Origin of the sequence: Micromonospora sp. NPDC049107 (genome assembly GCF_040648595.1) — a bacterium.
In the GTDB taxonomy this organism is placed as follows: Bacteria; Actinomycetota; Actinomycetes; order Mycobacteriales; family Micromonosporaceae; genus Micromonospora.
Map to the genome: position 1 here is coordinate 74,456 of NZ_JBEZEC010000017.1, position 15,495 is coordinate 89,950.

General features: G+C 71.2%; 11 protein-coding genes. 5 read left to right on the forward strand and 6 right to left on the reverse strand.

Features of this window, described 5'->3' with window-relative positions:
* Positions 1-52 precede the first annotated feature (52 nt).
* Both ileS and AB0B55_RS31325 read right to left on the reverse strand, forming a co-directional pair.
* The gene (ileS, locus tag AB0B55_RS31320; protein ID WP_357175691.1) at positions 53-3,196 is read right to left on the reverse strand and encodes an isoleucine--tRNA ligase; all 3,144 of its coding nucleotides are present in this window, start codon (positions 3,194-3,196) and stop codon (positions 53-55) included.
* A gap of 412 nt (positions 3,197-3,608) precedes the next feature.
* Positions 3,609-5,159, reverse strand: coding sequence for an alkaline phosphatase D family protein (locus AB0B55_RS31325; RefSeq protein WP_357175694.1), 1,551 nt, complete (start codon positions 5,157-5,159; stop codon positions 3,609-3,611).
* 193 nt (positions 5,160-5,352) lie between these two features.
* Here AB0B55_RS31325 and AB0B55_RS31330 point away from each other — a divergent pair, with 193 nt between their 5' ends.
* The 3 genes from AB0B55_RS31330 (at position 5,353) to sigJ (ending at position 7,879) form a co-directional block, all read left to right on the forward strand.
* Entirely contained in the window at positions 5,353-6,471 is a 1,119-nt protein-coding gene (locus AB0B55_RS31330; protein WP_357175697.1) for an acyltransferase, read from the forward strand.
* Between the two features lie 92 nt (positions 6,472-6,563).
* Positions 6,564-7,007 (forward strand): carboxymuconolactone decarboxylase family protein, encoded by a 444-nt coding sequence (locus AB0B55_RS31335; RefSeq protein WP_357175700.1) that lies wholly within the window; start codon positions 6,564-6,566, stop codon positions 7,005-7,007.
* The gene (gene sigJ, locus AB0B55_RS31340) at positions 7,004-7,879 is read left to right on the forward strand and encodes an RNA polymerase sigma factor SigJ (protein WP_357175703.1); all 876 of its coding nucleotides are present in this window, start codon (positions 7,004-7,006) and stop codon (positions 7,877-7,879) included. The genes AB0B55_RS31335 and sigJ overlap by 4 nt, the downstream gene beginning before the upstream one ends.
* A gap of 13 nt (positions 7,880-7,892) precedes the next feature.
* Here the strand turns inward: sigJ and ndk are convergent, their stop codons facing one another.
* Positions 7,893-8,318: a nucleoside-diphosphate kinase gene (ndk, locus tag AB0B55_RS31345; RefSeq protein ID WP_357134476.1), complete on the reverse strand. Its 426-nt coding sequence runs from the start codon at positions 8,316-8,318 to the stop codon at positions 7,893-7,895.
* Between the two features lie 142 nt (positions 8,319-8,460).
* On the opposite strand from ndk, the gene AB0B55_RS31350 reads away from it, so the two are divergent.
* Entirely contained in the window at positions 8,461-9,963 is a 1,503-nt protein-coding gene (locus tag AB0B55_RS31350; RefSeq protein WP_357175706.1) for a VOC family protein, read from the forward strand.
* A gap of 15 nt (positions 9,964-9,978) precedes the next feature.
* Here AB0B55_RS31350 and AB0B55_RS31355 read toward each other — a convergent pair whose 3' ends face one another.
* Genes AB0B55_RS31355 through AB0B55_RS31365 form a run of 3 tightly spaced genes read right to left on the reverse strand, consistent with a single transcriptional unit; the run spans position 9,979 to position 14,458 of the window.
* Positions 9,979-10,512 carry a DUF4233 domain-containing protein gene (locus tag AB0B55_RS31355; protein ID WP_357175709.1) on the reverse strand — a complete coding sequence of 178 codons (534 nt, stop codon included), beginning with the start codon at positions 10,510-10,512 and terminating at the stop codon, positions 9,979-9,981.
* Positions 10,509-11,843 carry a folylpolyglutamate synthase/dihydrofolate synthase family protein gene (locus AB0B55_RS31360; RefSeq protein WP_355053152.1) on the reverse strand — a complete coding sequence of 445 codons (1,335 nt, stop codon included), beginning with the start codon at positions 11,841-11,843 and terminating at the stop codon, positions 10,509-10,511. Before AB0B55_RS31360 ends, AB0B55_RS31355 begins: the two co-directional genes overlap by 4 nt.
* Complete coding sequence (locus tag AB0B55_RS31365; protein ID WP_357134469.1) at positions 11,840-14,458, reverse strand: valine--tRNA ligase; 2,619 nt, start codon at positions 14,456-14,458, stop codon at positions 11,840-11,842. Before AB0B55_RS31365 ends, AB0B55_RS31360 begins: the two co-directional genes overlap by 4 nt.
* Positions 14,459-14,527: 69 nt before the next feature.
* Here AB0B55_RS31365 and AB0B55_RS31370 point away from each other — a divergent pair, with 69 nt between their 5' ends.
* On the forward strand, positions 14,528-15,214 hold the full coding sequence (locus tag AB0B55_RS31370; RefSeq protein ID WP_357134468.1) for a hypothetical protein: 687 nt from the start codon (positions 14,528-14,530) through the stop codon (positions 15,212-15,214).
* The last annotated feature ends 281 nt before the right edge of the window (positions 15,215-15,495 follow it).

Consider the following 15,495-nt stretch of genomic DNA (forward strand, 5'->3'; position numbering starts at 1 on the left):
GTGTAAGGAAGGGCCCCTTCCTATACACCAGGCGTTAGAAAGGGGCCCTTCCTTACACCCGACGGACAGTGACCGTCACCCGCTCGCCCTCGCCGACCTCACCGGCGAAACCGTCGAGGCCCTCGGCGAAGTCGACCGAGTCGGCCAGCACCTCACCCGACACGAACTCCAGGTACGCCCCGACCGCGGCGCGCACCTCGTCGGACGCCGACACCGCCACCACGATCCGGTCCGAGACGTCCAGGTCGGCGTCGCGGCGGGCCTGCTGCACCACCCGCACCACGTCGCGGGCCAGGCCCTCGGCGGCCAGCTCGGGGGTGACCTCGGTGTCGAGCACCACCACGCCCTCGCCACCGGGCAGCGGCGCGGAGTGCTCGGCGTCGGCGGCCACGAGACGCAGCTCGTACTCGCCCTCGGCCAGGGTGATGCCGGCCGCCACCGGCGCGCCCTCGACCAGCTCCCAGTCACCCGCCTTGACCGCCTTGATCACCTGCTGGACCTGCTTGCCGACGCGCGGGCCGAGCGCCCGGGGCACCACGGTCAACACCTGCTCGCAGTACGCGGACAGCTCGGCGCTGAACTCCACCGCCTTCACGTTGACCTCGTCGGCGATCAGGTCGGCGAACGGGCGCAGTTGCTCGGCCACCGGGGACGCCACGGTCAACGTCGACAGCGGCAGCCGTACGCGCAGCCCCTTGGCCTTGCGCAGCGACAGCGCCGCCGAGGCGACCGCCCGCACGTTGTCCATGGCCGCCACCAGGTCGTGGTCGGCCGGGAACTCCTCGGCGGACGGCCAGTCGGTCAGGTGCACCGACCGCTCGCCCGTCAGGCCACGCCAGATCTCCTCCGCGGTCAGCGGCGCGAGCGGCGCCACCACCCGGCAGAGCGTCTCCAGCACGGTCGACAGCGTGTCGAAGGCGTTGGCGTCACCCGACCAGAACCGGTCCCGGGACCGGCGCACGTACCAGTTGGTCAGCGCGTCCAGGTAGGACCGGACGGTGGCGCACGCGCCGGAGATGTCGTACGCGTCCATCTGCGCGCCGACCGTCGACACCAGCTCGTTGGTCTTGGCCAGGATGTACCGGTCGAGCAGGTGCGTCGAGTCGGTGCGCCGCCGCGCCTGGTACCCGTCCGCGTTGGCGTAGAGCGAGAAAAAGTACCAGACGTTCCACAGCGGCAGCAGCACCTGGCGTACCGCGTCGCGGATCAGCGTCTCGGTGACCGCCATGTCCCCGCCGCGCAGCACCGGCGAGGACATCAGCATCCAGCGCATCGCGTCCGACCCGTACGAGTCGAAGACGTGGTAGACGTCCGGGTAGTTGCGCAGGCTCTTGGACATCTTGCGCCCGTCCGAGCCGAGCAGGATGCCGTGGCTCAGGCAGTTGCGGAACGCCGGCCGGTCGAACAGCGCGGTGGCCAGCACGTGCATGGTGTAGAACCAGCCGCGGGTCTGCCCGATGTACTCGACGATGAAGTCACCCGGGTAGTGGTGCTCGAACCAGTCCGCGTTCTCGAACGGGTAGTGCACCTGGGCGAACGGCATCGACCCGGACTCGAACCAGCAGTCCAGCACCTCCGGCACCCGGCGCATCATCGACTGACCGGTCGGGTCGTCCGGGTTGGGGCGGACCAGGTCGTCCACCGCCGGCCGGTGCAGGTCGGTCAGGCGTACGCCGAAGTCCCGCTCGATGTCGGCGAGCGATCCGTAGACGTCCAGGCGCGGGTAGTTCGGGTCGTCGGACTTCCACGCCGGGATGGGCGAGCCCCAGAACCGGTTCCGGCTGATCGACCAGTCCCGGGCGTTGGCCAGCCACTTGCCGAACGAGCCGTCCTTGATGTGGCCGGGCGTCCAGTTGATCTCCTGGTTCAGCTCGACCATCCGGTCCCGGAACTGGGTCACCGCCACGAACCACGACGACACCGCCTTGTAGACCAGCGGGGTGTCGCACCGCCAGCAGTGCGGGTACGAGTGGGTGTAGGTGTCCTGCCGCAGCACCACCCCCCGCTCCTTCAGCTCCCGGATCACCGGCTTGTTGACGTCGAAGACCTGCTCACCCTGGTACGGCGGGACCAGCGCGGTGAACCGCGTGTGGTCGTCCACGGTGACGATGGTGGGGATGCCGGCGGCGTTGCAGACGTTCTGGTCGTCCTCGCCGAACGCCGGGGCGAGGTGCACGATCCCGGTGCCGTCCTCGGTGGTGACGAACTCCGCCCCGAGCACCTGGTACGCGTTGTCGCCCGCCTGCTCGACGAGGAAGTCGAACAGCGGTGTGTAACGGCGTCCGACCAGGTCCCGGCCGTACACCGTGCCGACCTGCTCGTACCCGTCCAGCTCCTTGGCGTACGCGCCGAGCCGTGCCGCCCCCACGACGAACCGCTCCCCGTCGCGTTCGAGCACGGCGTACTCGATGTCCGGGCCGACGGCGAGTGCCAGGTTCGACGGCAGGGTCCACGGCGTGGTGGTCCAGACACCCAGCTTGACCGGCCCGCGCAGCAGCTCCGGGGCGGAGTCGTTGGCGGTCAGCCCGAACCACACGGTCAGCGTCGGGTCGTGCCGGTCCCGGTAGACGTCGTCCATCCGGGTCTCGGTGTTCGACAGCGGCGTCTCACAGCGCCAGCAGTACGCCAGCACCCGGAAACCCTCGTAGATCAGACCCTTGTCGTGCAGGGTCTTGAAGGCCCACATGACGCTTTCCATGTAGTCCAGGTCGAGGGTCTTGTAGTCGTTGGTGAAGTCGACCCAGCGGGCCTGCCGGTTGATGTACCGCTCCCAGTCCTGGGTGAACTCCAGCACCGACGTACGGCAGGCCTCGTTGAACCGGGCCACGCCCAGGTCGATGATCTCGGCCTTGCTGGTGATGCCGAGCTGCTTCTCGGCCACCACCTCGGCGGGCAGGCCGTGGCAGTCCCAGCCGAAGCGCCGCTCCACGTGCCGCCCGCGCATGGTCTGGTAGCGCGGCACCACGTCCTTGACGTACCCGGTGAACAGGTGGCCGTAGTGCGGCAGGCCGTTGGCGAACGGCGGGCCGTCGTAGAAGACGTACTCGTTCTTGCCGTCGGTACCGGCGGGGCGGGCCTCGATGCTGGCCTCGAAGGTCTTGTCGGCCGTCCAGTGCTCCAGCACCCGGCGCTCGACCGCGGGCAGGTCCGGGCTCGCCGGGACACCGGCGGCGGGGTCGTGCAGTGGATAGGCCATCGCCTGTCGCTCTCCTCGCAGCTCACTCAACGTGGGTCTGCGAGGACGAACCGTCCGGGGTACGCCGACAACGACGCTCCCCGGGTGGCCCGCGGTACCACCCCGCTTGGCGGTCAGGATCGACCGCCCGCTCATTGGCCGGCTGTGACGGGCCGGACCCGTCCGGTTCTACTGGGCCGGTCACCCGGCTGTTCTTCCGGAGGCTCACCGGTGATGGCCGGGTCATCGCCTTACGGCCTCCAACGATACAAGACCCACCCAGCCCCCCGCCCCCGACTAATCCCCCACCCCACCCCCACCCCACCCCCACCCCCGCCCACCCCCGGTGATCAAGAGGTTTGCGTCAAATTCGCGCCGGATCCTGACGCGAACCTCTTGATCACCAGGGCGAGGCTCCCGGGGGTGGGTGGGGTCAGGGGGTTGGGAGGGTGGTGGTCCAGAGGGAGGCGCCGTCGCGGTCGCGTAGGTGCACCGTCAGGGCCCCGGATTCGCCGTCGATCTGGACCTCGCCGAAGTGCTGGAAGCCCTCGGCCGGGGAGGTGTTCGCGCGCGGCGGGGCGTGCACGAAGACCGCCTGCGGTCCGAACGTGCCGTCGAGGGCGTTCGGGCCGAACGCGCCGGCGTGCGCCGGGCCGGAGACGAACTCCCAGAACGGCGTGAAGTCACCGACCGCCGCACGGGACGGGTCGTAGTGGTGCGCGGCGGAGTAGTGCACGTCGGCGGTGAGGAAGACCATGCCGGTCACCCCGGCCCGGTGGGTCGCCCGCAGCACCTCGGCGAACTCCAGCTCACGCCCGACCGGCGCGCCCGGATCGCCCTGCGCGACACCCTCCTGCGCGCCCGGACCGTCTGGCACCACGACCCCGATCGGCAGGTCGTTGGCGATCACCTTCCAGGTCGCCGTGGAGCGCTTCAGCTCCCGGATCAGCCACTCCCGCTGCTCGCGGCCGAGCAGACCGCGCTTCGGGTCGGCGTACGTGTTGCCGTCGTTGGGGTCCTTGTGCGTCCGCATGTCCAGCACGAAGACGTCCAGCAGCGGCCCGTACGAGATCCGCCGGTACAGCGGCCCGTTGTCCGGCACCGGCAGCCACTCGTGGAACGCCTGGCTGGCCCGCGCTGCGAGCACGTCGACCCGCTGCTCGGTGTAGCGCGGGTCGTCCAGGATCTCCCCGGGATACCAGTTGTTGAGCACCTCGTGGTCGTCCCACTGGTTGATCTGCGGCACCGCCGCCGCGAACTCCCGCAGGTGCTCGTCGAGCAGGTTGTAGGCGAACTGCCCCCGGTACTCGGTCAGCGTCTCGGCGACCTTGCTCTTCTCCGGGGTGATGAGGTTGCGCCAGATCCGCCCGTCGGGCAGCGTCACCGACTCCACGAGCGGGCCGTCCGCGTAGACCGTGTCGCCGCTGCACAGGTAGAAGTCCGGACGGACCGCGCGCATCGCCCGGAAGATCGACAGCCCGCCGAAGTTCGGATCGATCCCCCAGCCCTGCCCGACGATGTCCCCGGTCCAGACGAACCGCACGTCCCGGCGGCGGTGCCGGCCCGGCGCGGTGGTGAACGAACCGGTCAACGGCTCGCTGACCACCCCGTGCCGGTCCAGGCTCTCCACCCGCACCCGGTAGTGCAGCCGCTCGGCGTCCGGCAGGCCCCGCAGCCGGACCTTGCCGGTGAAGTCCGCGTTCGGGCCCAGCACCGGGCCACGGAGCTGCCGCGCGCCACGGAAGTCGGGGCGGCGGCTCAGTTCGACAAGCATCCGGCCCGGACGGTCGGCCCGCGTCCAGACCAGCGCCGAATCCGCGGTCACGTCGCCGCTCTGCACCCCGTGGGTGAGCACGGGGCGTCCGGCCGGACGCCAGGCCGGAGCGGCGTTCGCGCCGGCACCGCCCAACAGGGCGCCGCCGGCGACTCCGGCCCCGGCCACCAGGCCAGCCCGCAGCAGGGTACGTCGATCAAGCTCGGTCATGCTTCCTCCCGGTGATGGGTTGACCCCGTGGGTGTACCGGGCGCAGATGACCGCGGCCGGCGGTCCGGGTGACCGGCGACCGAACGCCTGTTGTCCGAAGGGCACGACCCGGCGGCCAGCGCGGCTTGACCCCGGCGAGAGGCTCGCGCAGACTTCGCCGGTGCGTCCGCTCAGCCATGACGAATTTCAGGCCATGCGTCGATTCCCCGCGCTCGACGGCCTGCGGGCCGTGGCGGCCGTGATGGTCTTCGCCTTCCACTTCGGCGGTCCGTCCTGGGCCTGGTTGACCGGCTGGATCGGCGTACACCTCTTCTTCGTGCTCTCCGGCTTCCTGATCACGACGCTGCTGTTGCGGGAGGAACACCGCTACGGTCGGGTCTCGCTGCGCGCCTTCTACCTGCGGCGGTTCTTCCGGATCATGCCGATGTACCTGCTCGTGCTGTTCCTGACCTGGGGGCTGGCCCGGCTCAACGGCACCGCCGACGCGGTCGAACGCTCGATGCGCTACTACCTGCTGCTGCTCAACGAACTCCTGCCGGCGAACACCCCTTACCTGCACTCCTGGACGATCGGGATCGAGCAGAAGTTCTACCTGCTCTGGCCGGCGATCGCCTTCGTGCTGGTGACCGGCGCCTTCCGGCGCCGGCTCGCGGTGACCCTCGCGCTCCTCGTGCTCCTCGTCGCGCTGATCCCGCCGCAGATCGGCTGGCTGAGCTGGCCCATCCACTACGTGGCGATCCTGCTCGGCTGCCTCACGGCCGTGCTCATGCACCACCCACGCGGCTTCGCCCTGTTCCGGCCGCTGACCCACCCGGTCACCGCCAGCGTGGTGATCGTGGCCTTCGCCGCGGTGCAGGTGGCCGTGCGGTACTGGCCGGCCCGCTTCGGCCAGGAGGCGCTGATCGGCTGCTACGCGGCGGCGGCCGCGCTGCTGCTGCCGGCGCTGCTGTCGCGCAGCGTCCTGGCCCGTGTGCTGGGGCTGCGGCCGCTGGTGTTCGTGGGCGAACGGTCGTACTCGATGTACCTGGTCCAGTCCATCGCGGCGTGGGCGGCGGTCGGGCTGCTGCCCGCGGTGGGTCGGCACAACACCACCATCTTCGTGGCCGCCGTGGTGGTGGCGTTGGTCCTCGCGGACGTGCTCTACCGCTGGGTGGAGCTACCGATGATCAAGGTGGGCCGCGACCTGGCCGCCCGGGTGTCGCGACCCGTACCCCGCGACCAGGACCGCCCGTCCGGTGACGTCGACGGCGTCGTCCGGATCCCCCGCCCCCGCGAGGTGCTCCCGGACACCGTCCCCGCGACCCGCGACTGACCCCCTCGACGTGACCGGGCTCATAGCCCCGGTTGTCACAGCGCGACCGGTCGGACCGTCGTAGCGGTGTCGAACCGATCAAGGAGGTTGCCGTGCAACGGATGAAGCTTTTCGAGGTCGCGCCGCAGGGATACCAGGCCGTGTCAGGTCTGGAGAAGTACGTCCAGGCGAACGTCGACCACACCGTGCTGGAGCTGGTCAAGCTGCGGGCGTCGATACTGAACGGCTGCGCGTACTGCGTGGACATGCACAGCCGCGACGCCCTCGCCGCCGGCGAGTCGAGCCGGCGGCTGTTCGCGGTGGCCGCCTGGCGGGAGGCGCTGTCGTTCTTCGACGAGCGGGAGCAGACCGCGCTGGCGCTCACCGACGCGGTGACCCGGCTCGGCGAGCACGGGGTGTCGGACGAGGTGTGGGACGCCGCCGCGAAAATCTGGTCGGAGAAGGAGTTGGCCGATCTGGTCCTCGCGATCGCCACAATCAACGTGTGGAATCGCATCGCCGTGACGACGCACACGGAGCCCCCGGCACAGGTGTGACGACCGAGGCGGCAGAGGCGGCCGGTGCGCTCCAGGCGCACCGGCCGATGCTGCTCGGGCTCGCCTACCGGCTGCTCGGCAGCCGGCACGACGCGGAGGACGTGCTCCAGGAGGCGTACCTGCGCTGGCTGGGCGTGGACCGGTCGACGGTGGCCGAGCCCCGCCGCTACCTGTCCCGGGTGGTGACCCGGCTCGCGCTGGACCGGCTGCGGTCCCGGCAGGCGGCCCGCGAGACGTACGTCGGACCGTGGCTGCCCGAGCCGGTGCCGACCGAGCCCTCGCCGTTCGGCCCGCTGGACCGCGCGGAGCTGCGGGACTCGCTGTCCACCGCGCTGCTGCACGTGCTGGAACGGCTCACGCCGCCGGAGCGTGCCGTGTACGTCCTGCGCACCGCGTTCGACCTGCCGTACGCCGAGATCGCGGAGATCCTGGACCGGACCCCGCAGGACTGCCGTCAGCTGTACCACCGGGCGAACACGCACGTACGCCAGGAGGACCGCCGCTTCACGGCCAGCCGGTCCGAGCGTGAGCGGTTGCTGGAGGCGTTCCTCGCCGCCGCCCGGAACGGGGACCTGGCGACGCTCACCCGTCTGGTGGCCGCGGACGTCACGGCGTGGAACGACGGTGGAGGTCGCGTCCGTTCCGCGCGCAACCCGGTGCGCGGTGCGGACCGGGTCGCCCGGTTCTACGCCGGGATCTACGGCCCACGCCGCGAGTGGACGGCGCGGCGGGTCGAGTTGAACGGCGAACCCGCCATCCTGCTCACCCGCGGCGACGGCGGCCGCTACACGATGACCGTCACCGCCGCCGCCGGTCGGATCACCGGGATCTACGTGGTGGGCAATCCGGAGAAGCTACCCCCGGCCGCCTGAAATCGTGAGGTCGTCAGCCCAGCTCGGGGAACCAGAGCGCGATCTCGCGCTTGGCGCTGTCCGGCGAGTCGGAGGCGTGCACCAGGTTCTCCCGGTTGGAGAGCGACAGGTCACCGCGGATGGTGCCGGCGGCGGCCTTGCGGCCGTCGGTCGCGCCGACCAGCCCCCGGACCACGTCGATGACCTGGTCGCCGGAGAGGACCAGGGCGACCAGCGGACCGCCGGTCATGAAGTCCTTCAGCGGCGGGTAGAACGCCTTGTCGACGTGCTCGGCGTAGTGCGCGTCCGCGAGCGCGGCGTCCATGGTCCGGTGCACCATCGCGTCGATCCGCAGCCCTTTGCGCTCGAAGCGGGAGAGGAGCTCGCCGACCAGGCCGCGGCGGACCGCGTCGGGCTTGATCAGCACGAGGCTGCGCTCTTCCGGGCTGTCGTTGGACACGCTGGGTTCCTCCTGTACGCGCAGAACGCTTGGGCTCGGTACGGTCAGCGTAGCGACCCGGTCCCGGCGCCGGCGCGGCGGCCGGTCTTTCCACCGGTGGCCGATCCGGCCTAGCCTGGCCCTGACCCCCGGGAGGTCCACTGTGGCGAATGGCGGGAACCGGCCCATCGCGCCGGTACGCAAGCTGGTCGGCACGGTGCTCGGCACCGTGGCCACCTTCGTCGTCCTCTTCGGGCTGGGCATGACCAGCTGGGCCATCGTCGCGCTCGGCGTCGCCCTGCTGGTGCTGGCGATCGCGCTGGCCACCGTGAAGGGCGGCGGGCGCACCTGGGTGGTCGGCGTGGCGCACGTGCACAGCGCCTCCGAACCACCCACCCAGTACGCGTTCGGCCGGTGCGAGCTGCAACTGGTCATCGACGCGCCCGGCCTGCCGCCCCGATCCAAGAAGATCATCGAGCCGCGGGTGCCGGTCTCCAAGTGGCCGTCGTTGGGCCAGACCCTGCCCATCCGGGTCGCGCTCGACGACCAGCGGCACGTCAAGGTCCTCTGGGACGAGGTGCCCACCCACGCCGAGACCGCCGCGGCCGTCGCGGACCTGCCGCCCGAGTTCGGCGACCTCGACCCCGGCGACGAGGTGCTGATCGAGCAGGACGCCCCGCCCTGGGCGGACCGCGCGCCCGACGACGACTTCCGGGACGCGCGCGGCGGCGACCCGTTCGGCCCCGACCCGTTCGGCGACCCGCGCGGCCCCGATCCGTTCCGCGACCCGCGCGGCGGCGACCCGTTCCGCGACCAGCGCGGTCCCGACCCCCTGCGCGACGACCGGTCCGTCGTATCCGACGAGCGCGAGCCGGTGGTGGTGAGCCAGGCCCCGGGCGGCCCGGTGGTCCTCGAAGGCGTCGTCGTCGACAAGCAGCCCGGCGCGGGACTGCCCCGCCGGGCCACGCCCGCACCCCGGCCCCCGGCCGAGGAGCACTTCGACCAGCCCGGCGTCGACCCTGCCGACCCGGACGACGTCCGTGCCGCCCAGTCCGACGACGACCCCGTGGACGCGGAAGCGCAGGCCCGGTCCGCACCGAGCGCGGACCGGCCGACCGACGCCCCGCCGACGCAGCGGACCGGCCCGCTCGCTACCGACCCGCTGGACCCGCTGGACCTGCCGCTGGACGACCCGACCCCGGCGGGAGCGGCCCGCGAGACCGTCACCGCCGAGGCCCTGGACGAGGCGATCTTCGGGTACGACGGAGCGTCGGCGGCGGACCCGGCCGGTCCCATCAGCGGCGTCGGACTGACCCTGCTGGTCACCGACCTGGCCCGATCGCTCGGTTTCTACCGGGACATGCTCGGCTTCTCCGAGGTCGACCAGGGCACCGGCAACGCGGTGCTTGCCTTCGGCTCGACCCGGCTGGTGCTGCGCGAGGTGACCGGGGCGGCGCCCATCAGTCGCCGGCTCGTGCACGTCAACCTCGAGGTGGACGACATCGAGGCGGCGTACGGACGGCTGCGCGGATCCGGTGTCCGCTTCACGTACGCCCCACGCGTGGTCAACCGGGGCAGCAGGCTGGAGGTGTGGGCGGCGGCCTTCCGGGACCCGGACGGCCACGGCATCGCCCTGACCCAGTGGCGCGAACGCGCCGACGCCTGACCCGACCCTCGGGGGTCAGCCGAGGATGACCCGGCGGACGTGCAACGCGTACGCCCAGACCAGCGCGAAAATGATGCCCAGCACGAGCAGCGACCAGTGCAGCAGCCCGGCCAGCATCAGCAGGCCCTGCAACACGGTGCCGGCGTGCCAGGCCCAGGGACGCCGCATCATGCCGGCCAGCAGGATGGCGGCCACCGCCAGGGCCACCACCACGGCGATCGCCGCGCCGCCCAGGTCACCGCCGACCACCCGGATCGGTTGAATGGCCAGCAGCAGCACCAGCGCCTCCAGGCCGAGCGTTCCCGCGCCGAGACCCCGTACGGCCGCCTGCGGGTTCCGCAGGCCGGAGCGCCGTACCTGCCCGGCCTCCGGCTCCCCCGCCGTCGATGCGGCTGTGTCCTGGTCCGGAACGCTCCGACCGCGGTCCGGACCGGTCGCGTCGTCGGTGGCGCACGGGTCGCGGTCGAGGTCGGTCGCGTCGGTGGCGCGGTGGTCGCGGTCCAGGTCGGTCGCGTCGGTGGCGCGGGGGTCGCGCTCGGGGCCGGTCATCGCTTCAGGAGCCGGCGGGCGTCGGCGACCGTGACCACCGAACCCGTCACCAGGACACCGACGCCGCTGAGCTCACCGGGTACGTCCTCCTCGGCCAGCGCGACCGCCAGCTCGATCGCGTCCGGCACCTCCTCGGCCACCTCGACGCGCTCCTCGCCGAAGATCTCGACGGCGAGCGCGGCGAGCTCCTTCGTCGGCATCGCCCGTGGCGAGCTGTTGCGGGTGACCACCACGACGTCGGCCACCGGCTCCAGCAGCTCCAGCAGGCTGCTCGCGTCCTTGTCGGCGAGGACGCCCACCAGCGCCACCAGCTTGCTGAACGCGAACTCCTCCTGCAGCGCGGTCACCGTCGCGGCCATACCGTGCGGGTTGTGCGCGCCGTCCAGCAGGACGGTCGGAGCGCTGCGGACCCGCTCCAGCCGGCCCGGGGAGCTGGCCGTCGCGAACCCCTCCCGGACGGCCTCGACGTCCAACTGACGGCGGGCCCCGGCACCGAGGAACGCCTCCACGGCGGCGAGCGCCACCGCCGCGTTCTGCGCCTGGTGCGCGCCGTGCAGGGGGATGAACACGTCGTCGTAGACGCCACCGAGGCCCTGCAGCTTGAGCACCTGCCCGCCGACGGCGACCGCCCGGCTCAGCACGCCGAACTCGGCGCCCTCACGGGCGATGGTGGCGCCCACCTCGGAGCAGCGTTCGAGGAGGGGACGCGCGGCCTCCTCCTCCTGCGCCGCCGAGATCACGGTGGCGCCCGGGTGGATGATGCCGGCCTTGGCCAGCGCGATGTCCTGGAGCGTGTCGCCGAGCCACTCGGTGTGGTCCAGGCCGATCGGCGTGATCACGCAGACGCCGGCCTGGATGACGTTGGTGGCGTCCTCGGCGCCGCCGAGACCCACCTCGACCACGGCGATGTCGACGGGCGCGTCGGCGAACGTGGCGAACGCCAACGCGGTCGTCATGTCGAAGTACGTCAGCGGCTCGTCCGAGCGCGCGTCGACCAGCTCGGCCAGCGGCTTGATCTCCCCGTAGACCGCGGCGAAGCGCTCCTCGCTCACCGGTTCCCCGTCCAGGCTGATCCGCTCCCGGACGGTCTCCAGGTGCGGACTCGTGTACCTGCCGGTGTGCAGCCCGAACGCCCGCAGCAGCGAGTCGATCATCCGTGCGGTGGACGTCTTGCCGTTGGTGCCGGTGAGGTGGATCGACGGGTACGCCCGCTGCGGACTCCCGAGCAGGTCGAGCAGCGACTCGATGCGGTCCAGCTCGAACACCATGCGGGTGAAACCGCGGGCGTTCAGCTCAGCTTCGGCGGCGGCGAAATCGGTACGGTCGGTCACGAGGTAAGCGTCTCCAGAGCGGCGTCGATCCGGACCAGGTCGGCCTCGGCGGTGGCGAGCCGGTCGCGGATCTTCGCGACGACCGGCTCGGGGGCCTTGCCGATGAAGGCCGGGTTGTCGAGCTTCGCCCGGGCCTGCGCGACCTCCTTCTGGGCGGCCGCGCGGTCCTTGGTCAGCCGGGCCCGCTCGGCGGCCACGTCGATCGACCCCCGGGTGTCCAACGCGACACCTACCGCGCCGGGCATGGCCAACGTCGCGCTGGCCTGGAAGTCGTCACCGGCGGGGTCCAGCCGAACCAGCGACCGGATCAGCGGCTCGTGGGCCGCGATGCCGGCCCCGGCCAGCCCGTCCAGGCGGGCCGCGACCCGCTGCGTCGGGCGTAGCCCCTGGTCGGAACGGAACCGGCGGATCTCGGTGACGACCCGCTGCACGGCGGCCAGCTCGACCTCGGCGGCGTCGTCGATGAGCGACCGGTCGGCCACCGGCCAGGCGACGGCCTGCACCGTCTCGCCGCCGGTCAGCGCGAGCCACAACTCCTCGGTGACGAACGGGATGACCGGGTGCAGCAGCCGCAGCAGCTGGTCCAGGACGTGGCCGAGAACCCGGCGGGTCACGTCGGCCCGCTCACCGCCCTCGGCGAGCACCGGCTTGCTCAGCTCGACGTACCAGTCGCAGACGTCGTCCCAGGCGAAGTGGTAGAGCAGGTCACACACCTTGGCGAACTCGTACGCCTCGAACTGCTCGTCGACCTCGGCGGTGACGTGCGCCAGCCGGGACAGGACCCACCGGTCGACGGTGGAGAGCTGCTCGACGGGCGGCAGGTCGCCGGTCGTGTGCGCGCCGTTCATCAACGCGAACCGGGTGGCGTTCCAGAGCTTGTTGCAGAAGTTACGCGAGCCCTGGCACCACTCCTCGCTGACCGGCACGTCCTGGCCGGGGTTCGCGCCCCGGGCCAGGGTGAACCGGGTCGCGTCGGCGCCGTACCTGTCGATCCAGTCCAGCGGGTCGACCACGTTGCCGAACGACTTCGACATCTTCTTGCCGAACTGGTCGCGCACCATGCCGTGCAACGCGACCACGTCGAAGGGCGGCCGGCCGTCCATCGCGTAGAGGCCGAACATCATCATCCGGGCGACCCAGAAGAACAGGATGTCGTACCCGGTGACCAGCACGCTGGTCGGATAGAACTTCGCCAGGTCCGGGGTCTCTTCCGGCCAACCCAGGGTGGAGAACGGCCACAGGCCGCTGGAGAACCAGGTGTCGAGGACGTCCTCGTCCTGGTGCCAACCCTCGCCGGTCGGCGGCGTCTCGTCGGGGCCGACGCAGACGATCTCGCCGGCCGGGCCGTACCAGACCGGGATGCGGTGCCCCCACCAGAGCTGGCGGGAGATGCACCAGTCGTGCATGTTGTCGACCCAGGCGAAGTAGCGCTTCGCCAGCTCGGCCGGCTCGATACGGACCCGACCGTCGCGCACCGCGTCACCGGCGGCCTGCGCGAGCGGGGCGGTGTTGACGAACCACTGCAGCGACAGCCGCGGCTCGACCGTCGTCTTGCAACGCGAACAGTGACCGACGGCGTGCACGTACGGGCGCTTCTCGGCGACGATCCGGCCCTGTTCGCGCAGCGCCGCGACGATCGCCGGCCGCGCCTCGAACCGGTCCAGCCCTTCGAACGGGCCGGGCACGGTGATCACGCCGCGCTCGTCCATGACGGTCAGCGCGGGCAGGTCGTGTCGCTGGCCGATCTCGAAGTCGTTCGGGTCGTGGGCGGGGGTCACCTTGACCATGCCGGTGCCGAAGGACGGGTCGACGTGCGCGTCGGCGACGATCGGGATCCGTCGGCCGGTGAGCGGCAGCTCGACCTCGGTGCCGATCAGGTGCTGGTAGCGCTCGTCGTCGGGGTGCACCGCCACGGCGGTGTCGCCGAGCATCGTCTCGGCCCGCGTGGTGGCCACCACGACCTCGTCGCTGTAGCGGATCGAGATCAGCTCACCGTCGTCGTCGGTGTGCTCGACCTCGATGTCCGACAGTGCGGTCAGGCAGCGCGGACACCAGTTGATGATCCGGTTGGCCCGGTAGATGAGGCCGTCGTCGAAGAGCTTCTTGAAGATCGTCTGGACCGCGCGACTCAGGCCGGCGTCCATGGTGAAGCGCTCCCGCTCCCAGTCGACGGAGTCGCCGAGGCGGCGCATCTGGCCGAGGATCTTGCCACCGGACTCGGCCTTCCACTGCCAGACCCGCTCGACGAACTTCTCCCGACCGAGGTCGTGCCGCGACAGCCCTTCGGCGGCGAGCTGACGCTCGACCAGGTTCTGGGTGGCGATGCCGGCGTGGTCCATGCCGGGCAGCCACAGCGCCTCGAAGCCCTGCATCCGCTTGCGACGGGTCAGGGCGTCCATGAGCGTGTGCTCGAACGCGTGGCCCATGTGCAGGGAGCCGGTGACGTTCGGCGGCGGAATGACGATGGTGAAGGGGGGCTTGTCGCTGTCGGCGGAGGCCCGGAAGTGCCCAGCGGCTACCCACTGCTCGTACCGCCGCTGCTCTACCTCGCCAGGCTGGTACTGGCCGGCAAGGGTCGGGGCGTCGGGGCGTCGGGCATCCAGTCTCTCGGTCACCCGACAAGTCTACGAAGGGCTTCTGCGGACCTGACGTGCGCCACCTGTCGTTCGCGTACGGTGTCGGCTATGTCCGACGCACATCTCACCGAGCGGTCACTCGACCACGGCCGCGAGCCGGTCGAACTGACCGAGGAGCCGATCCAGCTGAGCACTCGGGACACCGGCGGCGATCCCGACGAGCGGTCCGGTGGCTGGTCCCGCCGCCGCCGGATCGGCTGGACGGTCGCCCTGGTTGTCGGCCTCGCGGGCGCGGGTGTGCTGGGGGTCGGCGGGTGGCGTGTGGCGCAGCAGAAGGACACCCGGCTGACCTCGCCCGAGCGGGTGGCGGGGTTGACGCGGGACGACAGCGAGCGCGCCAAGAGCACGGCGGACTACCTGCGCAGCGGCCTGGCCGCCGACATCGACCTGGACCGGAGCTTTGGCACCGTCTACCGCGACCCCGCCGACGACAAGCGCGCGGTCCTGGTCTTCGGCGGCACGACGCTGCTCTGGCAACCCGAGCGCGACCTGGACAGCCTCTTCGGCCTGATGTCCGACGAGACCGGGGCGGTGACGGGGCTGCGTAAGGTGCCTGCGGGCAAGCTGGGTGGAGTGATGAAGTGCGGCAGCACGAGCGGTGAGGGCGGCGACTTCGCGGTGTGCGGTTGGGCCGACCACGGCAGCGTCGTGATGGCGATGTTCCCCGGCAGGTCGGTGACCGACGCGGGCGCCCTCCTGGGCGACCTCCGCAACGAAATGCAATCCCGAACCTAACCCCTCCGCACCCTCCCGCCAGCCCTCTCCAGACCCCCCTTCGCGGCGTGTTGATCATGAAGTTGTTGCCACTGTCATCGGCGTGTCATCGCAAAAACTTCATGATCACCAGTGCCGAATGGGGGCCGGGGGCGCGGGACAAGGGGTGGGGTTCTTCTTGGGGGGAATGCAGGAATGGCCACCCCCATAGGGGTGGCCATTCCTGAAAGATTGTCCGGCGGTGTCCTACTCTCCCACACCCTCACGAGTGCAGTACCATCGGCGCTGGAGGGCTTAGCTTC